This is a genomic window from Pseudomonas sp. JAI111 (assembly GCF_024809425.1).
Classification (GTDB): domain Bacteria; phylum Pseudomonadota; class Gammaproteobacteria; order Pseudomonadales; family Pseudomonadaceae; genus Aquipseudomonas.
The window spans coordinates 665,938-692,127 of record NZ_JANUCB010000001.1 but is presented as its reverse complement, the minus strand read 5'-3'; the positions used below and the strand labels follow the sequence as shown (position 1 = coordinate 692,127).

The 26,190-nt window shown below is 60.1% G+C and carries 20 protein-coding genes; 10 read left to right on the top strand and 10 right to left on the bottom strand.

From position 1 onward, the window contains the following. Positions 1-97: 97 nt before the first annotated feature. The 7 genes from HNR03_RS03275 to HNR03_RS03245 all read left to right on the top strand — a co-directional run bounded on the left by HNR03_RS03275 (position 98) and on the right by HNR03_RS03245 (position 5,693). On the top strand, positions 98-1,087 hold the full coding sequence (locus HNR03_RS03275; protein ID WP_259150821.1) for a lysophospholipase: 990 nt from the start codon (positions 98-100) through the stop codon (positions 1,085-1,087). Positions 1,088-1,208: 121 nt separating this feature from the next. Then, positions 1,209-1,700: a ribonuclease E activity regulator RraA gene (gene rraA, locus HNR03_RS03270; protein ID WP_222585404.1), complete on the top strand. Its 492-nt coding sequence runs from the start codon at positions 1,209-1,211 to the stop codon at positions 1,698-1,700. A gap of 23 nt (positions 1,701-1,723) precedes the next feature. After that, the gene (locus HNR03_RS03265; protein ID WP_259150818.1) at positions 1,724-2,719 is read left to right on the top strand and encodes a zinc transporter ZntB; all 996 of its coding nucleotides are present in this window, start codon (positions 1,724-1,726) and stop codon (positions 2,717-2,719) included. A 63-nt stretch (positions 2,720-2,782) separates the two neighbouring features. After that, a complete protein-coding gene (locus tag HNR03_RS03260; RefSeq protein WP_259150817.1) occupies positions 2,783-3,031 on the top strand; it encodes a CrfX protein in 249 nt (82 codons plus the stop codon). A gap of 2 nt (positions 3,032-3,033) precedes the next feature. Beyond that, entirely contained in the window at positions 3,034-3,858 is an 825-nt protein-coding gene (locus HNR03_RS03255) for a mechanosensitive ion channel family protein (protein ID WP_008048604.1), read from the top strand. 87 nt (positions 3,859-3,945) lie between these two features. Then, a complete protein-coding gene (sigX, locus tag HNR03_RS03250) occupies positions 3,946-4,536 on the top strand; it encodes an RNA polymerase sigma factor SigX (RefSeq protein WP_008146300.1) in 591 nt (196 codons plus the stop codon). Positions 4,537-4,643: 107 nt separating this feature from the next. Continuing rightward, on the top strand, positions 4,644-5,693 hold the full coding sequence (locus tag HNR03_RS03245) for an OmpA family protein (RefSeq protein WP_259150806.1): 1,050 nt from the start codon (positions 4,644-4,646) through the stop codon (positions 5,691-5,693). 77 nt (positions 5,694-5,770) lie between these two features. Here HNR03_RS03245 and cobA read toward each other — a convergent pair whose 3' ends face one another. From cobA to HNR03_RS03205, 8 genes are all read right to left on the bottom strand, one after another. Then, positions 5,771-6,535, bottom strand: a complete 765-nt coding sequence (gene cobA, locus HNR03_RS03240) for a uroporphyrinogen-III C-methyltransferase (protein WP_259150804.1) — start codon at positions 6,533-6,535, stop codon at positions 5,771-5,773. A 10-nt stretch (positions 6,536-6,545) separates the two neighbouring features. Then, positions 6,546-9,263: a nitrate reductase gene (locus HNR03_RS03235; RefSeq protein ID WP_259150802.1), complete on the bottom strand. Its 2,718-nt coding sequence runs from the start codon at positions 9,261-9,263 to the stop codon at positions 6,546-6,548. After that, a complete protein-coding gene (gene nirD, locus HNR03_RS03230) occupies positions 9,263-9,580 on the bottom strand; it encodes a nitrite reductase small subunit NirD (protein WP_259150801.1) in 318 nt (105 codons plus the stop codon). The genes HNR03_RS03235 and nirD overlap by 1 nt, the downstream gene beginning before the upstream one ends. Further along, positions 9,577-12,045, bottom strand: a complete 2,469-nt coding sequence (nirB, locus tag HNR03_RS03225) for a nitrite reductase large subunit NirB (protein ID WP_259150800.1) — start codon at positions 12,043-12,045, stop codon at positions 9,577-9,579. Before nirB ends, nirD begins: the two co-directional genes overlap by 4 nt. 418 nt (positions 12,046-12,463) lie before the next feature. After that, the gene (locus HNR03_RS03220) at positions 12,464-14,134 is read right to left on the bottom strand and encodes a bifunctional protein-serine/threonine kinase/phosphatase (protein ID WP_259150799.1); all 1,671 of its coding nucleotides are present in this window, start codon (positions 14,132-14,134) and stop codon (positions 12,464-12,466) included. A gap of 7 nt (positions 14,135-14,141) precedes the next feature. Next, positions 14,142-15,353 carry a NarK/NasA family nitrate transporter gene (locus tag HNR03_RS03215; RefSeq protein WP_208672018.1) on the bottom strand — a complete coding sequence of 404 codons (1,212 nt, stop codon included), beginning with the start codon at positions 15,351-15,353 and terminating at the stop codon, positions 14,142-14,144. Positions 15,354-15,726: 373 nt separating this feature from the next. Next, the gene (locus HNR03_RS03210) at positions 15,727-16,302 is read right to left on the bottom strand and encodes an ANTAR domain-containing response regulator (protein ID WP_008146285.1); all 576 of its coding nucleotides are present in this window, start codon (positions 16,300-16,302) and stop codon (positions 15,727-15,729) included. A gap of 15 nt (positions 16,303-16,317) precedes the next feature. Next, entirely contained in the window at positions 16,318-17,529 is a 1,212-nt protein-coding gene (locus HNR03_RS03205) for a CmpA/NrtA family ABC transporter substrate-binding protein (RefSeq protein WP_259150797.1), read from the bottom strand. A gap of 230 nt (positions 17,530-17,759) precedes the next feature. Between HNR03_RS03205 and HNR03_RS03200 the strand changes: the two genes are divergently transcribed. Further along, the gene (locus HNR03_RS03200; RefSeq protein WP_090188549.1) at positions 17,760-18,779 is read left to right on the top strand and encodes a quinone-dependent dihydroorotate dehydrogenase; all 1,020 of its coding nucleotides are present in this window, start codon (positions 17,760-17,762) and stop codon (positions 18,777-18,779) included. A gap of 129 nt (positions 18,780-18,908) precedes the next feature. Here the strand turns inward: HNR03_RS03200 and rmf are convergent, their stop codons facing one another. Further along, positions 18,909-19,124: a ribosome modulation factor gene (gene rmf / locus HNR03_RS03195; RefSeq protein WP_003223300.1), complete on the bottom strand. Its 216-nt coding sequence runs from the start codon at positions 19,122-19,124 to the stop codon at positions 18,909-18,911. A gap of 528 nt (positions 19,125-19,652) precedes the next feature. Between rmf and rlmKL the strand changes: the two genes are divergently transcribed. Together rlmKL and HNR03_RS03185 are read left to right on the top strand one after the other, a co-directional pair. Then, a complete protein-coding gene (gene rlmKL / locus HNR03_RS03190; RefSeq protein ID WP_090181917.1) occupies positions 19,653-21,923 on the top strand; it encodes a bifunctional 23S rRNA (guanine(2069)-N(7))-methyltransferase RlmK/23S rRNA (guanine(2445)-N(2))-methyltransferase RlmL in 2,271 nt (756 codons plus the stop codon). A 142-nt stretch (positions 21,924-22,065) separates the two neighbouring features. Then, positions 22,066-24,456: a GGDEF domain-containing protein gene (locus tag HNR03_RS03185; RefSeq protein ID WP_259150722.1), complete on the top strand. Its 2,391-nt coding sequence runs from the start codon at positions 22,066-22,068 to the stop codon at positions 24,454-24,456. A gap of 132 nt (positions 24,457-24,588) precedes the next feature. Here HNR03_RS03185 and dacB read toward each other — a convergent pair whose 3' ends face one another. Continuing rightward, positions 24,589-26,049, bottom strand: a complete 1,461-nt coding sequence (gene dacB, locus HNR03_RS03180) for a D-alanyl-D-alanine carboxypeptidase/D-alanyl-D-alanine-endopeptidase (RefSeq protein WP_259150718.1) — start codon at positions 26,047-26,049, stop codon at positions 24,589-24,591. Between the last annotated feature and the right edge of the window lie 141 nt (positions 26,050-26,190).

Genomic DNA, 26,190 nt, shown 5'->3' with positions numbered 1-26,190 from the left:
GCGTAAGTGAAAGGGCTGCTCTCTTTGGGGCGGCCCTTTTAGAGTTTTAAGTAGGGCGGGCTCCTCTGGATGCCGCCCTTTTTTGTGCAAGAGCATTATGCAAAGCAGCAGCAACCTATTTCCTGTCGCCCTGATCAGCGCCGAGCGGCGCGGCGATCTGAGCGAAGACGTCTATCGTTTGAAACCGGGCAACAGCCCTGACGGCACCGTCGAGCTGGCGGTGACGCGTTTGGGCATGGCCGATGAGCCGGCGGTGCGTGGCGTGCCGGTCATCCTGTTGCACGGCAGCTTTTCCAATCGCCGGTTCTGGTTCTCGCCAAAGGGGCTAGGGCTGGGCGCCTATCTGACGCGTCTGGGATTCGATGTGTGGATTCCCGAAATGCGCGGCCACGGCTTGTCCCAGCGTAACCAGAACTACCGCAATAACCGTGTCAGCGACTACGCCCGTTACGATTTGCCGGCCATTGGCGCCTTCGTGCGCGAGCAAAGCGGCCAGGTGCCGCACTGGATCGGTCACTCGTTGGGTGGCATTACCCTGGCGGCAGCGCTGGGTGGCGAGTACATCGGCGAGCCTGTGGTCGCCTCGGCGGCGTTTTTCGGGACGCAGGTCAGTCGCACCTACTGGCCACTGAAAATTCCACCGGTGGAGTGGAGCGGGCGCTTTATTCTCAAGCGTTTTGCACAACTGTCAGGTTCACGGCTCAAGCGCGGCCCGGAGGACGAGCCCATTGGCCTGGCCCTGGAAAGCATGCGCTGGTATGGCCTGTTCGGGCGCTTTGGTGATGCCGACAAGGATTGGTGGGCAGGATTGGCCGGCGTTCGGTTGCCCGTACTGGCTGTCAGTGCTGCAAGCGACCATCAGGACCCGATGTGGGCGTGCCGCAAGCTGTTCGAACAAATCGGTTCCGAGCACAAGCAATTCATCAACCTGGGGCGCGAGCAGGGCTTTGGCGACAACTTCGGCCATGTCGAGATGCTCGTCAGCAAAGCCGCTCAGGTCGAAGTGTGGCCATTGGTGGCTCGCTGGCTGACCGATCAACAGACACCGTTGCTGGGTGAAAAGCCGCATCTGGCGACAGCGAGCTGAGCCCGAAGCTCTAACAAGGGCATTTCGCTCTGATCGGCTTGCGGCTAAGATATGACGCATTCAGCTGTTCCGGTCACTTTGCGACACTCTCGATTGTCTTCCTTTTTACAGGAGTTTCTCGATGAACCATTACCTCACGCCTGACCTGTGCGATGCCTATCCAGAGCTGGTGCAGGTGCTGGAACCGATGTTCAGCAATTTTGGCGGCCGCGATTCGTTCGGCGGCGAAATCGTGACCATCAAGTGCTTCGAAGATAACTCGCTGGTCAAGGCACAAGCCGAGCTCAAGGGCAATGGCAAGGTGCTGGTGGTGGATGGTGGCGGTTCGCTGCGCCGTGCGCTGCTGGGTGACATGATCGCCGAGAAAGCTGCGCAGAACGGTTGGGAAGGGCTGGTGATCTACGGCTGCATCCGCGACGTCGACGTCATCGCGCAAACCGACCTGGGGGTCCAGGCCCTGGCCAGCCATCCGATGAAAACCGACAAGCGCGGCATCGGCGATCTCAACGTGGCCGTCACCTTCGCTGGCGTGACATTTCATCCCGGCCACTACATTTATGCGGACAACAATGGCGTGATCATCTCGCCCAGTCCGCTGAAAATGCCTGAATAAAGCTTTCCAACCCAGGGGTGAGGATGTTCGAGGAAGAAAACGCGCAGTGGGGGCTGGTGCATGCCCTGGTGCTGGACGGTAAAGGCGGTGCGCGTGCGATAGCCCGGACTGAACTCGACGATTTGCAACTGCAGGCCCATGAAAGTCTGTGGTTGCACTGGGATCGAAGTCACCCGCAAACCCAGACGTGGCTACGCAAATCCAGCGGTTTGAGTGAATTCAGCTGTGACCTGCTGCTTGAAGAAAACACCCGGCCTCGTCTTTTGCCTCTGCCTGACTCCGAGCTGTTGCTGTTTCTGCGAGGGGTCAACCTGAACCCTGGCGCGGAACCGGAAGACATGGTGTCTGTGCGTATTTTCGCATCCGCCCAGCGGGTGATTTCCCTGCGCCTGCGTCCATTGCGCGCGACCGATGAACTGCTGGTTCAGCTCGCTGACGGCAAAGGGCCGAAAACCGCCTCTGAACTCATCCTTTATATGGCTCAGTACCTGACCAACAAGGTGCAGGATCTGGTCAGTTGCCTCTCGGAAGTGGTCGATGAGGAAGAAGAAAAACTGGATGCCGACGAACGGTATACGCCCGAGCACGGAGCCGTTTTGCAGATCCGCCGCAGGGCTGCCGGACTGAAACGTTTCCTTGCGCCGCAGCGCGATATTTTCGGGCAACTGACACGGATCAAATTGCCCTGGTTCGTCGATGATGATGGCGATTACTGGAACGAATTGAACAACAGCCTGACCCGCTATCTTGAGGAGCTGGAATTGACCCGGGAGCGGGTGGGGCTGGTCCTCGAGACTGAAGACCGGCGTTTGAGCGTGCGCATGAACCGCACGATGTATCGCTTCGGGATTATCACCGGGATCTTTTTGCCGATGAGTTTTCTGACCGGTCTGCTGGGCATAAACGTCGGTGGAATTCCGTTCTCGTCCAACCCTTATGGTTTCCTGATTGCCTGCCTGATGATGGTCACGGTGGCACTCGGACAGTGGTGGTTATTCCGACGTTTGCGCTGGGTCTGAGGATGAGTCATGTGACCCGGGCAAAATTGGCCGCGTCTTTCACAGACATCACGAGAGGTGCGTATGCACGATCCGTTTGAACAGTCTTTGCGTGACATGCTGAACGCTTCGCCGTCCACCCGTGACGACGATGCGTGTCTGGGGCGTGTCCTGAAAACCGCCAACCGGCAGGTCGGCGCTGGTGATCTGTTCAGCCTGCTGGGCCGCTGGTTGCCCGCGCTGATGATTGCCGTCAACAACGGCTCGGCGCACATCTCGCCGGTTTCCCGTCACCGTAAACCTACCGCTCGCACTGCTGATAAGGCTGATTGAATATGGAACTTGATCTCTGGACTCAGAGCCTCGTCACTGCAATGACTGCGTTATGGACCAAGGTTGCCAACTTCATTCCGAACCTGTTTGGCGCACTGGTAGTGCTGCTGCTGGGTTTCGTCGTGGCGAAGCTGCTGGACACGTTGCTGTCCAAGCTGCTTGCCAAGCTGGGCCTTGATCGCCTGATGGGCGGTACCGGTCTGACCAAGCTGCTGTCCCGGGCCGGCCTGCAAGTGCCGATCTCGACCCTGATTGGCAAGATCGTTTATTGGTTCGTTTTGCTTATTTTCCTGGTTTCTGCTGCAGAATCCCTTGGACTTGAGCGAGTTTCAGCTACGCTGGATATGCTTGCGCTGTATTTGCCGAAAGTATTCGGCGCCGCGCTCGTGCTGCTGGTAGGGGTCTTGCTGGCGCAACTGGCCAATGGGCTGGTTCGCGGCGCAGCGGAAGGCGTAGGGCTGGATTACGCTTCGGGCCTGGGACGAATTGCCCAGGGCCTTGTGATCATCATCAGCATTTCAGTTGCAATCAGCCAGTTGGAGGTCAAGACTGACCTGCTCAACCATGTGATTGTGATCGTATTGATTACCGTTGGTCTGGCCGTTGCGCTGGCCATGGGGTTGGGAAGCCGTGAAATTGCCGGTCAGATTCTTGCGGGAATCTATGTGCGTGAGTTGTATCAGGTTGGGCAACAAGTGCGTGTTGGCGAGGTCGAAGGTCAGATTGAGGAGATCGGCACGGTTAAAACCACGTTGCTGACCGATGAGGGCGAGCTGGTCTCTCTCTCCAATCGGATACTGCTGGAACAGCACGTGAGTAGCCGCTAACCCGGCAAACCCTGCTAATGTATGCCGCCGCAAAGTGCCCGGTAAGGGCTGCGGCGGACATTGACCTGACTGTCGGCCCGACTTGTTTTGAATAAAGCTCAATCGCTCTCTACGCGCTACGACCCCCGCGAGCTCTCTGATGAGGAGTTGGTCGCGCGCTCGCATACCGAGCTGTTTCACGTAACCCGCGCCTATGAAGAACTGATGCGGCGTTACCAACGAACATTATTTAACGTCTGTGCACGATATCTAGGGAACGATCGCGATGCAGACGATGTCTGTCAGGAAGTGATGTTGAAGGTGCTGTATGGCCTGAAGAACTTTGAGGGGAAATCGAAGTTCAAGACCTGGCTCTACAGCATCACGTACAACGAATGCATCACACAGTATCGGAAGGAAAGGCGAAAGCGTCGCTTGATGGACGCTTTGAGTCTGGACCCCCTCGAGGAAGCGTCTGAAGAGAAGGCGCCGAAACCTGAGGACAAGGGCGGACTTGATCGCTGGCTGGTGTATGTGAACCCGATTGATCGTGAAATTCTGGTGCTACGTTTTGTCGCAGAGCTGGAATTTCAAGAGATCGCGGATATCATGCATATGGGTTTGAGTGCGACAAAAATGCGTTACAAACGTGCTCTAGATAAATTGCGTGAGAAATTTGCAGGCATTGCTGAAACTTAGTTCAGCGCAAATATCTCTTACGTGTAGGCAAGTTCTGATAGACTTGCCGCCGAGTTGTCCCCCGGTTTGCGGGACTGCTTCACAATCACCAGATGGGGATTTAACGGATGAAACTGAAAAACACCTTGGGCTTGGCCATTGGTACTCTTATTGCCGCTACTTCGTTCGGCGCTCTGGCACAAGGCCAAGGCGCAGTTGAAGGCGAGCTCAACTACGGGAAAAAGTACAACGACAGCGTTAAGAACGTTGAAGATGGCTACACTCCTGGCGCTTCCATCGGTTACTTTTTGACCGACGACGTGTCGTTGAACGCTACCTACAACAACGATGACCACACCCGTTCGAACAACGGCACTGGCCATCAAAAAATCGAAGGCGACCAGTTCGGTCTGAACGCCCAATACCACTTCAACAACGCTGGCGACGCTCTGCGTCCTTACGTTCAAGGTGGTGTTAAGCACGGCAGCATGACCAACGTAGCCGCTGATGGCCACACCGGTCGTGACCAGTCGACTTTCCTGACTGCTGGCGCTGGCGTTAAGTATTACTTCCTCGAAAACTTCTTCGCCCGTGCTGGCGTAGAAGCTGACTACAAGCTGGACAACGGCAAGTGGGACTACATCCCGTCCGTTGGTGTTGGCATGAACTTCGGTGGCGGCAACAAGCCTGCTGCTGCTCCAGTTGCCGCTCCAGCTGAAGTCTGCACCGACAGCGACAACGACGGCGTGTGCGACAACGTTGACAAGTGCCCGAACACCCCAGCCAACGTAACTGTTGACGCTGATGGCTGCCCGGCAGTTGCTGAAGTTGTTCGTGTTGAGCTGGACGTGAAGTTCGACTTCAACAAGTCGGTAGTCAAGCCTAACAGCTACGGCGACATCAAAAACCTGGCTGACTTCATGAAGCAGTACCCATCGACCACTACTGTTGTTGAAGGTCACACTGACTCCGTCGGTCCTGACGCTTACAACCAGAAACTGTCCGAGCGTCGTGCAAACGCCGTTAAACAAGTTCTGACCAACCAGTACGGTGTTTCGCCGTCCCGCGTTCAGTCTGTTGGCTACGGCGAATCCCGCCCAGTTGCTGACAACGCCACTGAAGCTGGTCGCGCTGTAAACCGTCGCGTAGAAGCGAAGGTTGAAGCTCAAGCTAAGTAATTAGCTCGCAGCTCTGAGAAAAGCCCGGCTTAGGCCGGGCTTTTCTTTGTCTGCGATTTGGTGAAGGCGGGGTTGAATCAGGCGGATTGATCGGCGGTGATAGCCGGTAAACCGTGTTCCCACAGAGTCGACGTTGCACGGGCTGCCACTGCTCCGATCACCAGAATGGCGGGGCTCTTGAGTTGAAAGTCGCTGGCCGCCTGTTCCATGGCTGTCAGATCGCTGCGACATTCCCGTTGGTGTGGCAGGGACGCGTTTTCAATCATTGCCACCGGCGTATCCGTCGCCATGCCTCCCGCCAGCAATTGCTCGCGGATCTCGCTCAACTTCGCCACCCCCATGTAGATCACCAGCGTCGTGCCGCCTTGGGCCAGGGCTTGCCAGTTCAGGCTGCTGCCATCTTGGGTGTGGGCGGTGACGAGCGTCACACCACGCGCCACGCCGCGCAGGATCAATGAAATATCGCATTGCGTCGCTCCGGCCAGTCCGGCGGTGATGCCGTTGACCAGCTCAACGTCGACACCGTGCTCGCGCAACCACTGCGCTTCCTCTCCGCCGCGACCAAAGATGCACGGATCGCCGCCCTTGAGCCGCACCACGCACTTGCCCTGCCGGGCATAACGCAGCATCAGGCGATGAATGAACGCTTGGGGGGTGGAGCGACATCCGCCGCGTTTACCCACAGGAATAATCCGCGCACCAGGGCAATGTTCCAGCACCGCGTCATTGACCAGATCGTCGATCAGCACCACATCCGCTTCTCTCAATGCCCGAACAGCCTTGAGGGTCAGTAATTCAGGGTCGCCAGGACCCGCGCCCACCAGCCAGACTTTTGCGCTCATAGTGTTTTCCTCACGAGATGACGGCGATCGGCTGCGCAGTGGCAGCCAGCAGGCGCTTGATTTCCGGTACGCAGGAGCCGCATTGCGTGCCGCAGCCCAATGTTTGTTTCAGGCCCTGCAAGTCCAGGCCACGACTGATACCGGCGCAGATGGCGCTTTGGCTGACGTTTTTGCAGTTGCACAGGGTTTTTGTGCCGAGTGACGCGGCGCCAGCGTTGCCCGGTGGCGTGCTCAGCGGGGCCAGCAGCCAGCGCCGCAGTTGTTCGTCGGCGCGGCCTTCAAGCCAGAGGTTCTGAAGCCAGTGTTGGGCGAGTGTTTCGCCGGCCAGGCGCAGGGCAGTGATTCGACCGTTCTCGATTCGCACCCGTTTGCCAATGGCGCGCCGCGGATCGTCATAGGCCAGAACCGGGCCATCGTTGAGCGCCAGGCACTGATCGATATCACGCAGCAGTTGTGGATCGGGCGCTGCGGCGCTGGCAGCGCGTATAAGCAGCGCCGGACGCTCGCGGCCGATCAAGCTGAGGCTGGCGTAGGAAAACGCCTCACAGAGCGGTCGTAGCGTCTCAATATGCTGTTGAACATTGCCCTCGATGAGGGCGAATAGTTGCCACGGCAACTGCACCGGCTCAAGTCGCACGCCGCTGTGTTTGAGTTCCGGTTGTTTCGACAGCGGATCGAAAGCGGGAAGGGTGAGGGTGTTCACGCCGCCCTTGAGAAAGCGGTCACCAAAATGCATCGGCAGAAACGCCTGGCCAGGCCGCACGCTGTCATCGCTGCTGACCGGCACAATCACCGAGCCGCGACGGCTTTTGACGTTGATCAGGTCGCCCGGTTGCAGGCGATGCCGGCGCAGTTCATCCGGGTGCAGGCTCAGCACGGCCTCGCTGACATGACCGAAAAGCTGCGCGGCAGTGCCGGTGCGGCTCATGCCATGCCACTGGTCACGCAGACGGCCGGTGATCAGGGTTAGCGGGAAGCGTGCGTCGCGTTGTTCCTTGGCGGCGCGATACGGGTCGGCCACAAACTGCGCGCGCCCGGTGGCAGTCGGAAAAACGCCGTCGGGGTACAGACGAGCGGTGCCTTCGCTGGCGCCCGTGGGGAAAGGCCATTGTTGTGGGCCGAGACGGTCGATCAACGCATGGCTGATACCGGACAGGTCCAGGTCGCGTCCGCGAGTCAGTTGTTTGTATTCGTCGAACACCTGCGCAGGCGACTCAAAGGCAAACAGGCTGTTTTGCCCGGGTCGCAGGTGTTTTTCCAGGCGTTGTGCGAAATCTACCGTAATCGACCAGTCTGGACGGGCTTCACCCGGTGCGACGATGGCCCGGCGAACGTGGGAAATGCGCCGTTCAGAGTTGGTCACCGTACCGTCCTTTTCACCCCAGCTGGCGGCAGGCAACAGCAGGTCGGCGAAGGCGGCGGTTTCGGTGGTGCGAAAAGCCTCCTGCAATACTACGAACGGGCATGCCTCCAGTGCGGCGCGCACGGCGGTCTGGTCCGGCAGCGATTGCGCAGGGTTGGTGCAAGCGATCCACAGGGCTTTGATTTTTCCGCTACGGACTTGCTCAAACAATTCAATCGCGGTCAGCCCGGTGTTTGCTGGCAGCTGATCAACCCCCCAGTAGGACGCCACTTGCGCGCGATGTTCGGCATTGGCCGCTTCGCGGTGCCCCGGCAGCAGGTTCGACAGGCTGCCGGTTTCCCGTCCGCCCATGGCATTGGGCTGACCGGTCAGGGAGAACGGTCCTGCACCCGGACGGCCTATTTGCCCAGTGGCCAGGTGCAGGTTGATCAGCGCGCTGTTCTTCGCGCTGCCAGCGGTGGACTGGTTCAGCCCCATACACCACAACGATAGAAAGCTCTTCGAGGTGCCCACCCACTCAGCGCATTGCTGCAATTGCTCGACGCTGATCCCGCACAGTTGCGACACCATTTGCGGCGTGTAATCGCGCACCAGGCTTTTCAGCTCACCCAGGCCCTCGGTGTGCGCCTTGATGAAGTCGCGGTCGATCCAGTCTTCCCACAGCAGCAGGTGCAAAATCCCATGGAACAAAGCGACATCGGTCCCGGGAAGAATGGCCAGGTGCAGGTCAGCCAGATCGCAGGTGTCGGTGCGACGTGGGTCGATGACGATGACTTTCATCTGTGGGCGGCGGGACCTGGCTTCTTCCAGGCGACGAAACAGCACCGGGTGGGCGTAGGCCATGTTGCTGCCGACGATCATCACGCAGTCGCTCAACTCCAGGTCTTCGTAGCTGCAGGGCGGTGCATCGGCACCAAGACTGCGCTTGTAGCCAACCACTGCCGACGACATGCACAGGCGTGAATTGCTGTCGATGTTGTTGGTGCCGACCAGCGCTCGCGCCAGTTTGTTGAAGGCGTAGTAATCCTCCGTCAGCAACTGCCCGGAAATGTAGAAGGCCACGCTGTCCGGGCCGTGCTCGGCGATGGTTTGCGCGAAGACATTGGCGGCGTGATCGAGGGCGGTGTCCCAGTCGGTGCGGCTGCGGGCCAGGCCTTTGCCAAGGCGCAACTCGGGGTACAAGGCGCGTGCGGTCAGGTCGCCGGTCAGGTGCAAGGTCGAACCCTTGCTGCACAGTTTGCCGAAGTTGGCCGGGTGGGCCGGATCGCCGCTGACGCCGAGGATGCGCTCGCCGTCATGCTCGATCAGCACGCCGCAGCCAACCCCGCAGTAGCAGCAAGTGGAGGCGGTGATCTGGCTGTTCATCAGCGTGCTTCCCGCAGGGCCAGCAACACACGGCCGTTCTCGACCCGTGCCGAATGATGATGGGCGCAGCCAATGTCCGGGGCTTGGGCCTCACCGGTTTCCAGGTCGATTTGCCAGTTGTGCAGCGGGCAGGCAACGCGTTTGCCATAAATCAAGCCTTGGGACAGCGGTCCGCCCTTGTGCGGGCAGCGGTCGTCGAGGGCGAACACTTCGTCGTCGCTTGTACGAAAAATCGCGATGTCGCCTTTCGGGCCGGCGATGATCCGGGAGCCGAGGGCATTGATGTCTTCCAGTGCGCAGATATCCAGCCAGTTCATGCCTGCACCTCCAGGTTCTTCACGGGGATGACCTCGAACTCTTTCTTCAGCAGGGGTTGCTCCAGGCGTTCTTTCCACGGGTCCTGTTCGAACGACAGGGAAAATTGCAGGCGCTCATTCAACGATTTGCGGCGCTGTGGGTCTTCCAGCACGGCTTTCTTGATGTGTTCCATGCCGACCCGTTGCAAGTAGTGCACGGTGCGTTCGAGGTAGAAGGCTTCTTCGCGGTACAGCTGCAGGAATGCGCCGTTGTATTCGCGCACTTCTTCGGCGGTTTTGAGCTTGACGAAAAACTCCGCGACTTCGGTTTTGATCCCGCCGTTGCCGCCGATGTACATCTCCCAACCCGAATCCACGCCGATAATTCCCACGTCCTTGATGCCCGCTTCCGAACAGTTGCGTGGGCAGCCGGAGACGGCGAGTTTCACTTTGTGCGGCGACCACATGTTGAACAGGTCATGTTCCAGCTCGATCCCCAGTTGCGTGGAATTTTGCGTGCCGAAGCGGCAGAACTCGCTGCCGACGCAGGTTTTTACTGTGCGGATGGATTTGCCGTAGGCGTGGCCGGAGGGCATGTCCAGGTCTTTCCAGACGCCCGGCAGGTCCTGTTTCTTGATGCCCAGCAAGTCGATGCGCTGCCCGCCAGTGACCTTGACCATCGGCACGTTGTATTTGTCCGCCACATCGGCGATGCGTCGCAGTTCTGAAGGATTGGTCACACCGCCCCACATCCGCGGGACCACAGAGTAGGTGCCGTCTTTCTGAATATTGGCGTGGGCCCGTTCGTTGATCAGGCGCGATTGTGGATCGTCCTTGGCTTCGCCCGGCCAGGTCGAGATCAAGTAATAGTTGAGCGCGGGGCGGCAGGTGGCGCAGCCATTCGGGGTGCGCCAGTTCAGGTAGCTCAGGGTGCCGGCGATGGTCAGCAGGTGCTGTTCGCGGATGGCCTGGCGGATTTGCCCATGATTGAGGTCGCTGCACCCGCAGATGGCTTTTTCGCTTTTCGGTTTGACGTCGGCGGCACCGCCCACGGTGTTGATCAGGATCTGTTCGACCAGCCCCGCGCAGGAGCCGCAGGAGCTGGCGGCCTTGGTGTGTTTCTTCACGTCGTCGACGCTGAACAGACCGTGTTCCTGAATCGCCTTGACGATGGTGCCTTTGCACACGCCGTTGCAACCGCAGACTTCGGCGGTGTCGGCCATGCTCATGGCTTTGTCCTGGCCTTGGTGTCCTACATCGCCGAGGGCATGCTCCATAAAACTAGAGCCGCCGAACATCAGGTGATCGCGGATCTCGCTGACGTTATGAGTCCCTCGGATTTGCTGAAAATACCAACCGCCATCTGCCGTATCGCCGTACAGACAGGCGCCGACCAGCACGTCATCCTTGATCACCAGTTTTTTGTAGACCCCGCCGATCGGGTCGGAGAGCGTGATGGTCTCGGTGCCTTCGCCGCCCATGAAATCGCCGGCGGAAAACAGGTCGATGCCGGTGACTTTCAATTTGGTCGAGGTCACCGAGCCCTTGTAGGTGGCGAAGCCCAGTTGGGCGAGGTGATTGGCGCAGACCTTGGCTTGCTCGAACAACGGCGCGACCAGACCGTAGGCGATGCCCCGGTGACTGGCACACTCACCGATGGCGTAGACCCGAGGGTCGTAGGTTTGCAGGGTGTCGTTGACCAGAATCCCGCGGTTGCAGGGGATGCCGGATTTTTCCGCGAGTTCAGTGCTCGGGCGAATGCCGGCGGCCATGACCACCAGGTCGGCGGGGATGATGTCGCCGTTCTTGAACTGCACCGAGCCGACCCGGCCATTGCCGGCATCGTGCAGCGCCTGGGTCTGTTCGCACAGGCGAAAGTGCAGGCCGCGGCCTTCAAGCGCGGTTTGCAGGAGCTGGCCGCTGGTTTTGTCCAGTTGCCGCTCCAGCAGCCATTCGCCGATGTGCACCACGGTGACGTGCATGCCGCGCAGCATCAGGCCGTTGGCGGCTTCAAGGCCGAGCAGGCCGCCACCGATGACCACGGCGTGTTTGTGGGTCTTGGCGGTGTCGATCATCGCTTGGGTGTCGGCGATGTCGCGGTAGCCGATCACGCCCTGCAGGGTGTTGCCGGGGATCGGCAGGATGAACGGCGTCGATCCGGTCGCGATCAGCAAGCGATCGTATTCGGCCTCGGTGCCGTCTTCGGCGATGACCCGGCGCTTGACCCGGTCGATCTCCACCACCTTGCGGTTGAGCAGCAGCTTGATGTTGTTTTCCAGGTACCAGTCCAGCTCGTTGAGCACAATCTCTTCGAAGGTTTGTTCGCCGGCCAGGACGGGGGAGAGCAGGATACGGTTGTAATTGGTGTGGGGTTCGGCGCCGAAGACGGTGATGTCGTACAGCTCATTGCTCAGTTTGAGCAATTCTTCCAGGGTGCGAACCCCGGCCATGCCGTTGCCGATCATCACCAGTTTTAGTTTTTTCATTCAGGTTCTCCGGGAGCTCGGACCCGCCTTTTCAGGGCGTTCAGGTCGTGCTCGACAAATTTTGCGCAAACAAAAAAAGGCGTCCCGCTAGCTAACTAGCGAGGACGCCTTTGTCCTGGTCCCGTTCTCTCGGGAAGCGCATCCTTCGTCGTTGAAGGCTGGGCTTTATGTAAGTTGAGAAAGGTAATGCAGCGGTTGTGCCAAGTTGCCAGAGCCCGTATTTAAAGAGGGAAATAACAGTTTTGAGTCAAAGCGTCCGACTTATTGCACCGAATCAAAGCGCGTCGCCCATTAATGGAGCGGCCTTTATTTAGATTTTCGTGTCCGTAATAGCGCCTTCGCGAGCAAGCCCGCTCCCACATTGGAAAGGCGCTCACCCTGTGGGAGCGGGCTTGCTCGCGAAGGGCGCGACTGGGTATCAACCATGAAACACGAAAACCAGCAGCACCAGATTCACCAGCAACGACACCAGCGCCAACGTCCGCCAGACTTTCAGCGGCTCACGCTCCAGCAGCGGTCTGGGGCGCACGCTCAAGCTGCGACGTTCACCCTGTTCCAGTACCAGCAGCCATTCCTCTGCGGTTTCAAAGCGCTGGGCCGGCTGCACCGCAACCGCACGATCAAGGCTTTGCGCGATCCATTCCGGTACGTCGGGGCGGTAGCGACTGGCGCTGATCGGGACACCAAACCGTGGGCGCTGGAAGGCTTCGATCTCGCCGTAGGGATAATGCCCGGTCAGCAGGAAATACAAGGTCACACCGACCGCATACAGATCCTGTTGCTGGGACGGCGGGTCGCCGCGAAAGGCTTCCGGCGCGATATAGCTGGGTGTTCCGGGCAGGGCAGACGGTTGATCTTCAGACAGTCCCGGGCAGTAGGCGAGGCCGAAATCGAGCAGGCGCAACTCGCCGTCGTCCCCCAGCAACAGGTTTTCCGGTTTGATGTCGCGGTGCAGGATTTGCCGTCGATGGAGCATGCCGACGGCCCGCAGCAGGCGTTCAGCCAAGTCTTGCCACTGGGCCAACGGTAGCTGCTCCACGCGTTCGTGAAGGGCGGCGAGGGTAGATCCGGAATATTCACGCATCACGTAGTACAAATGCTGACGCTGACTGGCGGCATGCACTTCAGGAAAATGCCGTCCGGCGACGCGTTTGAGAAACCATTCTTCCGACAGCAAGGCTTGCCCGGCCAGATGATCATCGCGCAACGCAACGGGCAAGGTTTTCAGCAGCCAGGGTTGTTGCTGACTGTCGCGAACCCGATAGAGCAGCGATTGCTGGCTCTGGCCGAGAATCCCGTCGACCTGCCAACCCTCGAACATCTGGCCCGGTTTCAATGCCGGAGGCAGCGGCCATTGCTGCAAATGAATCAGCGCATCGCCAATGCTGGTCTCACCGAGGGCATCGACCCGCACCAACAGGGCGCTGGCATTGTCCTGGCTGCCGGCCAGGTGCGCGGCGCTGACCAGGGTCTGCGCCGCACTGTTAAGGTCTGGCTGATCTCGCAGAATCGCAGCGATGGCAGTGTCGCCGAGGACGGCCCAAACGCCATCGCTGAGCAGCACAAAGCTCTCATCGAGGCGCAGTTCACCGTCGAGAAAATCCAGCACCAGATGCTGATCGAGGCCCAGCGCACGCTTGAGTACGTGCTGCATGCCCGGCTGATCCCAGACGTGGTCTTCGCTGACCCGTTGCAAGGTGTCGGCGTGCCAGCGATAAACCCGGCAATCGCCGACGTGGGCCAGGGTAAAGCGCCGGCCACGCATGACCAGGGCGCTGACCGTGGTGAGCAGCGGTTGCCCGCCGCCATTGGCCTGCAACCAGCGATTTTGCGCCAACAGCAGGCGATCCAGCGCCTGCGCAACACCCCAGGTTTCCGGGGTGGCGTAATAGTCCAGCGCCAGGGCCTGCAAGGTCGAACGGGCGGCGAGACCGCCATCGGCGCACTGGCTGACCCCGTCGGCGATGGCGAACAAGAAACCCTTGCTCGCCGCCAGCGCCGGGGCCGGCGTGACCAGGCGCAGGGCGTCCTGGTTTTCCGCGCGTGGGCCGATGGCGCTCGCTTCGGCAAAGCTCAGTTGCAGGCTCATTAACGTCTCAGACCCGGGCAGCGGTCACTGCGGCCGAACCCCAAGTGGTTCTCCAGCGACGCTTCACGCCGTGCAGACCAAACCAGGCAAGAACACCGAGGCTGGCGAACAACCACAAGGCCAATTGATAACTGCCGGTGCTTTGCTTGATCGCGCCCATGCCCGCTGCCAGGGCAAAGCCGCCGATGCCGCCGGCCATGCCGATCAAACCGGTCATTACGCCGATCTCACGACGAAAACGCTGCGGCACCAGTTGGAAAACCGCGCCGTTACCCGCGCCCAGGCCAAGCATGGTGCAGACGAAAAGTGCCAGTGCCGCGTAGGAACTTGGCAGGTTGAAACCCACCGCTGCGATGCAGACCGCGGCGACCGTGTACATGCCCAGCAATGTGCGGATGCCACCAAAACGGTCGGCCAGTGCGCCGCCCAATGGACGCATCAGGCTGCCACCGAATACGCAGGCCGCGGTGTAGTAGCCGGCGGTCACAGGGCTCAGGCCATATTGGTCGTTGAAATAGCCGGGCAGTGCGCTGGCCAGGCCAATGAATCCACCGAAGGTCACGCTGTAGAAAAACATGAACCACCAGCTGTCGCGGTCGCCCAGGGCTTTAAAGTAGTCGGACACGGACTTGGCTTTCGGCCGTTCAGGCGCGTTTTTCGCCAGCCAGGCGAAGACGATGATGGTCAGGATCAACGGGATCAGGGCGAAACCGAACACATTGCTCCAGCCGAAGGCCGCCGCCAACACCGGGGCGATCAATGCTGCCAGCACAGTGCCCGAGTTACCGGCACCGGCGATGCCCATGGCTTTGCCTTGGTGCTGCGGTGGATACCATTGCGACGCCAACGGCAGGGCGACGGCGAAGGACGCACCGGCCATGCCGAGGAACAGGCCCAGCACCAGCGCTTGCTCGTAGCTGTGAATGCCGAGTTTCCAGGCACCGAACAAGGCACAGATGACAATCACCTGGCCGATCAGCCCGGCGGTTTTTGGCGACAGGCGATCAGCCAGCATGCCCATGATGAAGCGCAGCACGGCGCCGGCCAGAATCGGCGTGGCCACCACCATCCCTCGCTGTTGGGTGGTCAAGTGCAGGTCGGCGGCGATCTGCACCGCCAGCGGGCCGAGCAGGTACCAGACCATGAAGCTCAGGTCGAAATAGAGGAAGGCCGCGAACAATGTCGGGGTATGGCCGGATTTCCAGAAGCTTGAATTCATCGCGCACCTCAGCTGTAGGGAGTCTCGAGAAAGAGTCATGAGCTTGCAGGTGGGGCGCCGCATCGGCCGCACCACCGGCCCCGGTCTCTGGGGCCAAAAACTAAAAAACGCCGCCACCCGATTCGCCATGGGCAAATAAGGTGAGCGACGTCTTTGTCGTAGGTGGGGCAACCGCCGTTGGTTACCTGTAGTGATTACTTAGCGAGATTTGTGCCATGTTCAGCATGATCGTTTCCACGCGCAGCATCTGATCGTTCCCACGCTCCGCGTGGGAATGCATCTCGTGACGCTCTGCGTCACAGCTCGAAGCGGACGCAGAGCGTCCATGGCGGCATTCCCACGCGGAGCGTGGGAACGATCATTGGGCGGGGGGTTAGCCGAGCAGTTCACTCATGGCAATGATCTGCTCCGCCACCTGAATCAGCTTCTGCTGCCGGCTCATGGCCTGGCGGCGCATGAGGGTGTAGGCCTCTTCCTCGTTGCAGTCTTTCATTTTCATCAACAGCCCTTTAGCCAGCTCGATGCGCTTGCGCTCGGCCAGTTGCTGATCGCGGGCGTTGAGCTGGGCGCGCAAGGCCTGGTCGCTTTCAAAGCGCGCCATCGCAACGTCGAGAATCGGCTGCAAGCGTTGTGCGTGAATGCCTTCGACGATGTAGGCACTGACGCCGGACTTGATCGCCTGACGCATTACGTCGGGGTCGTGTTCGTCGGTAAACATCACGATCGGCCGCGGTTGATCACGCGACACCAGCACCACTTGCTCCATCACATCGCGGCTCGGTGACTCGGTATCGATCAGGATCACGTCCGGACGCACCGTTTCGACGCGTGCGGGCAGGTCAATGGTCAGGCCGGATTCATCGATGACCTCAAACCCGGCTTCGGTGAGGGCGGCTTTCAGGCGACCGACTTTCTTCGCCGTGTCGTTGATCAGCAGGATACGCAACATGTTCGCAGTCTCCTGTCAGCGGGTGGCGAATCGGTGCGAGCTGTCGCTCATGGCGTGCAACTTGAAACTGCGGGCGTAACCGGCCGGGTCACTGCCGTCCCAGATTTTGCCGTCGATCAGTTGGCTGGCGCGCATGGCCTGGCCCTCGGCGGCGACACCAACCGCCGCGGCCGCCTCACGGTACAAGTCTAGTTGTTGGACCTGACGGGCTACGCCGAGGTAGTCCGGGTCGTCACGCAACAAGCCCCAGCGGCGGAATTGGGTCATGAACCACATGCCGTCGGACAAATACGGCAGGTTGACCTCGCCATCGCCATGGAAGCGCAGGGCGTGCGGATCCTGCCAGCGATTGCCGAGTCCGTCGGCGTAATCACCCAGCAACCGAGGCTCGATGCAGTCGAGCGGCGCATCGAGGTATTCCGGCGCGCTCAACAGTTTGGCGGTGCTGCGACGGTTCTCGGTGCTTTCCTCGATGAAGCGGCTGGCCTCCAGAATCGCCATCACCAGCGCCCGCGCCGTGTTCGGGTATTGCTCGACAAAGGCACGGGTGCAGCCGAGGACTTTTTCCGGATGATCGGGCCAGATCGTCTGGGTCGTCGCCAGGGTAAACCCCAGGTTCTGCTTCACCGCACTGGCAGACCAAGGCTCGCCGACGCAGAAACCATCGATGCGACCCGCCTGCAGGTGCGCGACCATTTGTGGTGGCGGCACCACCACGCTGTCGACGTCCTGCAACGGATGAATGCCCTGGCTCGCGAGCCAGTAATACAGCCACATGGCGTGGGTGCCGGTCGGAAAAGTCTGGGCGAAGGTCAGTATTGGGCGACTTTGGTGCACATGCCGATCCAGTGCTTCAGGACTGGTCACGCCCAAGGCCTGCAAGCCATGGGAGAGGTTGATGCTCTGACCGTTCTGATTCAGCCCCATCAACACCGCCATATCGGTGGCGGCTACACCGCCGATGCCCAGGTGTACGGCGTAGATCAGGCCGTAAAGGCTATGCGCGGCATCGAGTTCGCCGCTGACCAGTTTGTCCCGCAGGTTCGCCCAGGACGATTGGCGCTTGAGGTTCAGGGTCAGGCCATAAGGCTGGGCGAAACCCTGCGTGGCCGCGACCACCACCGAGGCGCAGTCTGTCAGGGCCATGAAGCCGAGGTTGATTTCGGTCTTTTCCGGGGCATCGCTGCCGTTGACCCAGGCGAGTGGGCCCGCTGTGGTTTCATTCATGACTCAACACCTTCCAAAAAAAAACGTCGCCCCAGACCCTTGCGTGAGCAAAGCCTTGTGACGACGCCATTGTCCTTCCACTCATCCCGCCGTTGGCATGAGTGCTGATGCCTATGTCGGTGCAAGGCATATGCCATCGCCCGTTGATTTTGCCGCGTGCCTCGCTTGCGACCCCGATGCCCGGCTATAATCGCCGCCTCATTTCGCCGCCATTCGAGTCAAAGCCGCCCATGTACACCCTGGCCCGTCAGCTGTTGTTCAAACTTTCCCCGGAAACCTCCCACGATCTGTCCCTGGACCTGATCGGCGCGGGCGGGCGTTTGGGCCTCAACGGTTTGCTGTGCAAGGCCCCGGCGAGAATGCCGGTGAAGGTCATGGGCCTGGACTTCCCGAATCCGGTCGGTCTGGCGGCCGGCCTGGACAAGAATGGCGCGGCCATCGACGGTTTCGCGCAGTTGGGTTTTGGATTCGTTGAAATCGGCACCATCACCCCGCGCCCGCAGCCGGGCAACCCGAAACCACGGATTTTCCGTCTGCCGGAAGCCGAGGCGATCATCAACCGCATGGGTTTCAACAACCTTGGTGTCGATCACCTGTTGGCCCGTGTGGCGGCCGCCAAGTACAAGGGCGTGCTGGGCATCAACATCGGCAAGAACTTCGATACGCCGGTTGAACGTGCGGTCGACGACTACCTGATCTGCCTGGACAAGGTCTACGCCCACGCCAGCTACGTGACAGTCAACGTCAGCTCGCCGAACACCCCGGGCCTGCGCAGCTTGCAGTTCGGCGATTCGCTCAAGCAGTTGCTGGCGGACCTGGCGACCCGCCGCGCGGAACTGGCATTGCGCCATGGCAAACACGTGCCGCTGGCGATCAAGATCGCCCCGGACATGACCGATGAAGAAACCGCGCAGGTCGCGCAAGCATTGATCGAAACCGGGATGGACGCGGTGATCGCCACCAATACCACCCTGAGCCGCGTGGGCGTCGAGGGCCTGGAGCATGGCGAGGAGGCGGGCGGTTTGTCCGGAGCGCCGGTTCGCGAAAAAAGCACCCACACCGTTAAGGTATTGGCGTCGGAGCTGGCAGGTCGCCTTCCGATCATTGCTGTGGGCGGCATCACCGAAGGCAAGCACGCGGCTGAGAAAATCGCCGCGGGCGCGAGCCTGGTGCAGCTCTATTCCGGTTTCATCTACAAAGGTCCGGCGCTGATTCGCGAGTCCGTCGACGCCATCGCAGCCCTGCGCTGATTCTCTTGCAGGCATAAAAAAGGGCACCTCGAAGGTGCCCCTGGGCCGGAGCCCGCCGCCCGGATGGGGCGTGCGTGGTTAAGTCGTTCAGTAATCAGATTGTCGTGTCGGAGTGTTTGGCCCTGTAAATTAGCCGACGGCGTGAAGTTCGTTGAGTCTGTGGATTCCCGCAGTGCCAGTCATACCGTCCCAGTTGTCGCCGCGTCCTTCTCGCCAGCCGTTAATCCAGGCTTGGCGTACCGACGGTAGAGTAAATGGGCAAAGCTCACGGGATTTGCCACCAACGCCATATTGATATCCGCGCAAAAATGCTCTTTCCAACGGATCACGCTTAAGTCTTCTCATAGGGTGTTGCCCTCACTTGTTGACTGTATTTATCGCGTCGACCTCAACTGAGGTCTGGCAGAAAAAATCCTGCCGTTGGGGCTCGCTGCCGGCGTCGCGAGCCAAGGTGTCGACGTCGTTGCGGCGTCAACCTGTATTGAGTTCTAACCAATGCGTCACACCGATGGAATGATCGTTTTGTCATAAGGACGTAACCATTAAGGTGGTATGGCCATAAGTAACACGATGTTTGCCCGTGTTTATTGACCAAACCCCGGTATGATCAGCCCCGCGCTGGATGATCGCGCCAATCCCTTGCTGAGAATGCCTCGCGTTGCCCGGAGGCATTATTCGACGAAGGGTCGGTTTATGACATTTTGTTGCATCAACTTTTTTATCTGCCTTTGCATCTAAGCTCTTTTAACCCGGGCTTGCAGGGTGGGACGGCACACCTCCGTGCCACGCGGGCGCTCTTTTAGAAAAGCGCCTGATTGAAAACCGGGCCGGCAATGCGTTGCCGGTTCACTAGCCAAAGGCTTTGAAATTCCAATGTCCGATCAATTCGAAATCTTCCTCACTTGCCCCAAAGGCCTTGAAGGCCTGCTCATCGAGGAAGCCGTCGGGCTTGGCCTTGAGGACGCGCGTGAGCACACCTCGGCTGTGCGCGGCATGGCCACCATGGAAACCGCTTATCGCCTGTGCCTGTGGTCGCGTCTGGCGAACCGGGTGCTGCTGGTGCTCAAGCGTTTCCCGATGAAGGACGCTGAAGACCTGTATCACGGCGTGCTCGACATCGAGTGGCAAGACCACATGCTCAATGACGGCACCCTGGCCGTCGAATTCAGCGGCCACGGCTCGGGCATCGACAACACCCACTTCGGCGCCTTGAAAGTCAAAGACGCCATCGTCGACAAGCTGCGCACCCCGCAAGGCGACCGTCCGTCCATCGACAAGCTCAACCCGGACCTGCGCATTCACCTGCGTCTGGACCGTGGCGAAGCCATTCTCTCGCTCGACCTGTCCGGCCACAGCCTGCACCAGCGCGGTTATCGCTTGCAGCAAGGCGCGGCACCGCTCAAGGAAAACCTTGCGGCCGCGATCCTGATCCGTTCCGGCTGGCCACGCATTGCGGCCGAAGGCGGCGCACTGGCTGACCCGATGTGCGGTGTGGGTACGTTCCTGGTCGAAGCGGCCATGATCGCTGCCGACATGGCGCCGAACCTGCGTCGCGAGCAGTGGGGTTTTACCGCTTGGCTCGGTCACGTACCGGCACTGTGGAAAAAACTCCACGAAGAAGCCACCGAACGCGCCGCTGCCGGCCTGGCCAAGCCACCGCTGTGGATTCGCGGTTACGAAGCTGACCCGCGACTGATTCAGCCGGGCCGCAACAACGTTGAGCGTGCGGGCCTGAGCGAGTGGATCAAGATCTACCAGGGCGAAGTCGCCACGTTCGAGCCACGTCCGGACCAGAACCAGAAGGGCCTGGTGATCTGCAACCCTCCCTACGGCGAGCGCCTGGGCGACGAAGCAAGTCTGCTTTATCTCTACCAGAACCTCGGCGAGCGCCTGCGTCAGGCTTGCCTGAACTGGGAAGCGGCCGTCTTCACCGGCGCTCCGGAGCTGGGCAAGCGCATGGGCATCCGCAGCTTCAAACAGTATTCGTTCTGGAACGGCGCCTTGCCGTGCAAGCTGCTGCTGATCAAGGTCACCCCGGACCAGTTCGTCACCGGCGAGCGTCGCACCCCGGAACAGCGTCAGGTCGAGCGTGAACAAGCTGAAGTCGAAGTTGCCGACAACGACGTGGCACCGGGCAAGTACGAGAAGTACAACAAGAACGGCAACCCGATCAAACCGGCCCCGGTGGTGATCGAGCAGCCGCGCTTGAGCGAAGGCGGGCAGATGTTTGCCAACCGCCTGCAAAAGAATCTCAAGGCGCTGGGCAAGTGGGTCAAGCGCGAAGGCATCGACTGCTATCGCGTCTACGATGCCGACATGCCGGAATACTCCATGGCCATCGACCTCTATCAGGATTGGGTCCACGTCCAGGAATACGCCGCGCCGAAATCCATAGACCCGGAAAAAGCCTCGGCACGCATGTTCGATGCCTTGGCGGCCATTCCGCAGGCCTTGAACATCGACAAGAGCCGCGTAGTGGTCAAGCGCCGCGAGCGCCAGAGCGGTACCAAGCAGTACGAACGCCAGGCGGCGCAGGGCAAGTTCGTCGAGGTCAATGAAGGCGGTGTGAAGTTGCTGGTCAACCTGACCGACTACCTCGACACCGGTCTGTTCCTCGACCACCGCCCAATGCGCATGCGGATTCAGAAAGAGGCGGCCGGCAAGCGCTTCCTCAACCTGTATTGCTACACCGCGACCGCCAGTGTTCACGCGGCCAAGGGCGGCGCCCGTAGCACCACCAGCGTCGACCTGTCGAAAACCTACCTCGACTGGGCGCGTCGCAACCTGTCGCTGAACGGTTTCTCCGACAAGAACCGTCTGGAGCAGGGTGACGTGATGGCGTGGCTTGAAGCCTGCCGTGACGAGTACGACCTGATCTTCATCGATCCGCCGACGTTCTCCAACTCCAAGCGCATGGAAGGCATCTTCGACGTGCAGCGTGACCAGGTGCAATTGATCGATCTGGCCATGGCACGGCTGGCGCCGGGCGGCGTGTTGTACTTCTCCAACAACTTCCGCAAATTCACGCTCGAGGAAAACCTCACCGAGCGTTATGCCGTCGAAGAAATCACCGCCCAGACCATCGATCCGGATTTCGCCCGTAATGGCAAGATTCACCGTGCCTGGAAAATCACGGCCCGTTGACGGTTAAGCCGATTGGATCCACAGAGCCTTGATTTTTAAAGGCTCTTTGGTTCTTTCAGTGCTGGTCAAATTAGTGGCTAATAGCTATAACTCAACGCATGGCCAATGGGCTTTCCCGCACCTGGCGTTTTGAGTTGCGTCTATGTCGTTGCACGCCGTGCGCCCCAAGATCCTGGGTTTTATCAGTGAAGATGTCTCGGCCTGGCTGGTCGCGCTGCTGGTATTGCTCGTTGGCGGGATTCTCACCGGTTTGCTGGCCTGGTCGACGCTCAATCTGTTTCAGCATCAGTTGCGGCAACGTTTCCAACTGCTGGCCAGCGAACGTTACAGCCGCATCGAAGAACGTTTCGAAGACCAGGAGCAACGCCTTGACGGGGTGCGCCGGTTCTTCGCCAATTCCGAGTCGGTCTCCCGCGAGGAGTTCGACGGCTACACCCAACCACTCTTGCACCGCACACAGGCGTACTCGTTTGCCACGCGGGTCACTCGCGCCGAACGTCCTGCCTTCGAACGCCGGGTGCGCGACGAGGGGTTGAGCGACTTCACCATCCGCGAACTCAATGGCGAAGGCCAACTGCAATTGGCGGCCGAACGGGATGAGTACGTGGCTGTGCTTTACAGTCAGACGCAAAGCCGGCTCGGCTCGCCGCTGGGGTACGACTTGTGGGCCCAGCCCTTGCGCCGCGATACGCTGGAGCGGGCCAACCAACGGGGGGGCATGGCGGTGTCGAAGCCGATGCACCTGGTCAGCATCGAGCCGGCTTACGCGCGCGGGGTGTTGTTGGTGGCGCCGGTGAAGCAGGCCAGTGATCCGGCCGGGAAACCCTCCGGTTATGTCATGGCGGTGATCAGCATGCGTCAGCTGCTGGCGGATGGGCTGCCTGAGGCCAGTCATGACTACCTCTCGGTGCGAATCCTCGATTTGTCCACCGATGATCAGCACGAAGTGCTTTATGAATCCTCCAACACGCCAGCCACCAGCGAGTTGTCAGCGACACGCCTGTTGCGCATGGCTGACCATGACTACCAAGTCGACATCCTGCCCAGCGAAGCCTTTCTGCAAGCCAACCATTCCTCGGTGAGCAGCCTGGTGGTGCTCGGCGGTTTGCTCAGTCTGTTGCTCAGTGCATTGCTCTATGTATTGGTCAGTCAGCGCCAGCGTGCGCTGAGCATGGTCGAGCAGCGCACCCAGGAGCTGCACGCCCGTGAGCAGGAGTTGCGCGGCACCCACGGCCAGTTGCGTGGCGTGCTGAATGCGGCGACTCAGGTGGCGATCATCGCCACCGACTTGCGCGGTGTCATCAGCACGTTCAACGCCGGGGCCGAGCAGATGCTCGGTTACTCCAGTGCCGAAGTGGTGGGGCGCATGACCCTGGAAAACCTGCACTTCCCCCGCGAGCTGGTCACCCGCGCGGCCGAATTGAGTGCGTCCTATGGCAAGCCGATTCCGACCTGTCAGGCGATGCTGGTCGAAGGGGGCGAAAAAGGAGGCCACGAAGCGCGGGAGTGGACGTTGGTCCGCCAGGATGGCAGCCATTTGACGGTCAACATGCTCGCGACTCCGGTGCTCGACGAACAAGGCCTGTGGGTTGGGCATCTGGCCATTTGCATCGACATCACCGAACGCAAACGCGTGCATGAGGCATTGGCCGCGCGGGACCTGCTGCTGAAAAAACTCAGCGCCCATGTGCCCGGTGGCATTTATCAATTCAAGATGGAATTCGACGGGCGCTTCAGCTTGATTTACGCCAGCGACGGTATTCGCGACATCTACGAACTCGAACCGGACGTGCTGTTGTTCGACGCCGAAGCGATCTTCACGCGGATTCATCCTCAGGACATGACGCGCGTGCGCGCCTCGATCCGGGCGTCGGCGGACACCCTCAGCCCGTGGCGCGAGGAATACCGGGTGCTACTGCCCAAGCGTGGGCTGCGTTGGGTGCGTGGCGAGGCGACTCCGGAAGAACTGCCTGGCGGTGGCGTGCTCTGGCATGGCTATGTTTCGGATATTTCCGACATGAAGCGGGTGGAGGAAGAACTGCGGGCGTTGTCGATCACTGACTCCCTGACCGGAATTCACAACCGCCGCTACTTCCAGGAGCGCCTGACCACGGAAATGTCCCGGGTCGAACGCGGTGGCGGCGAATTGTCGGTGATCATGCTCGACATCGACCACTTCAAACGCATCAATGACCTGCATGGCCACGCTGTGGGCGATCGGGTGTTGCAGGTCGTGTGCGAACGAATCAGTCATCGCCTGCGCCGCACGGACGTGTTCTGTCGCCTGGGCGGCGAGGAGTTCATGGTGCTCTGCCCGGACATTGACGGCGAGCATGCGCATGTCTTGGCCTTGCAGCTTTGGCAAGGGTTGCGCAGTTCGCCGATTGAAGGCGTTGGCATCGTGACCGCGAGTTTCGGGATTGCCAGTTGGCGCGTCGGGGAGGGCGCGGATGCGCTGTTGTTGCGGGCGGATTCGGGGGTTTACGCGGCGAAGCAGGCGGGACGGGATCGGGTACAGGAAGAGACGAAGTAAGGCTTTCTGCTGACCCTGTGGGAGCGGGCTTGCCCGCGATAGCGGTGTATCAGTCAACATGATTTCGACTGACACTCCCTCATCGCGGGCAAGCCCGCTCCCACATGGATCTCCAGTGTTTGGTAAAACAGGTCAGAGCACCGAAGCCGTTTCCGGCACTTTCGGCTGGCGATACAGGTCCAGCAGCACCTGATCCAGCACCGACGAAGCACCAAACGGCGCCTTGTCGTTGAGAATCGCCACCACCGCCCAGGTATTGCCGTTGACGTCGCGGCTGAAGCCGGAGATCGCGCGTACGGTGTTCAGGGTGCCGGTCTTGACGTGGGCTTCGCCGCGCATGGCGGTGGTTTTCAGGCGTTTTCGCATGGTGCCATCGGTACCCGCAATCGGCATCGAACTGATGAACTCGGCAGCGTACGGGCTGTGCCATGCGGCTTGCAGCATCGCCGCCATTTCACGCGCGCTTACCCGTTCGGCACGGGACAGGCCGGAACCGTTCTCCATCACCAGGTGCGGCGCGGTGATGCCTTTCTTCGCCAGCCACTGGCGCACCACACGCTGGGCAGCCTTGGCGTCGTCGCCGTCAGCGTCGGTGCGGAATTTCTGGCCCAGGCTCAGGAACAACTGCTGGGCCATGGTGTTGTTGCTGTATTTATTGATGTCGCGAATGATTTCCGCCAGGTCCGGCGAGTAAGCCCGGGCCAGCACCTTGGCGTTGCCTGGCGTCGGGGCCAGGCGATCCTTGCCCTGGATGCTGCCGCCCAGTTCTTTCCAGATCGCACGCACCGCGCCAGCGGTATACGTGGCGTGGTCGAGCAGCGACAGGTAAGTCTGCGAGCTGCAGCCATCGCCCAACTGACCGCCAACCGTCACGGTCACGCTGCCATCGGCCTGGGTCACCGGGTTGTAGCGCACGCCACCGGTGCATTGCTTGGAATTGATGGCTTTGACCTGGTTTTCAATGTTGATGGTGGCGATCGGCGGTTCCACCGAAATCAGCACCCGGCCATTGTCGTTGCGTGCCACGAAGCGCAGGGCCTTGAGGTTGACCATCAGCGAATCTGGCTTGACCAGGAACGGCTTGTTCTCGTCATTGCCGTCATCGTTGAACTCGGGCAATTGCGGTTGGACGAAGAAGCTGCGGTCGAGCACCAGGTCGCCGGTGATTTGCGTCACGCCGTTGGCGCGCAGGTCACGCATCAGCAGCCAGAGTTTTTCCATGTTCAATTTCGGATCGCCGCCACCCTTGAGGTAGAGGTTGCCGTTGAGGATGCCGCCGCTCAGCGTGCCGTCGGTGTAAAACTCGGTTTTCCACTGATGGTTCGGGCCGAGCATTTCCAGCGCGGCGTAGGTGGTGACCAGCTTCATGGTCGACGCCGGGTTGACCGAAACGTCAGCGTTGAAAATGGTTGGGGTGCCGGGACCGGTCAGCGGAATCATCACCAGCGACAGGGCGGTGTCCGGCAGTTTGCTGGCCTTGAGGGCTTTTTCGACGTTGGGCGACAGGCCGGTATTGATGGAAGCGGCGGAAACGGAGAAGGCCAGGGGAAGAAGGAAACCGGCCAGCAGCAATGGACGCAAAGACTTGATCATGTGAAATAAAACCCTACAGCCGAGGGGAAAAAAGACGAGGGCATGGAGACAAAAATCCCTCAGTGGTCATGAAAGTGTCGGCATTATGCCCCAAGGTGCAACCGCTTGTGCCGTGCCAGGCCTCTCTGATTTGCTATTTTT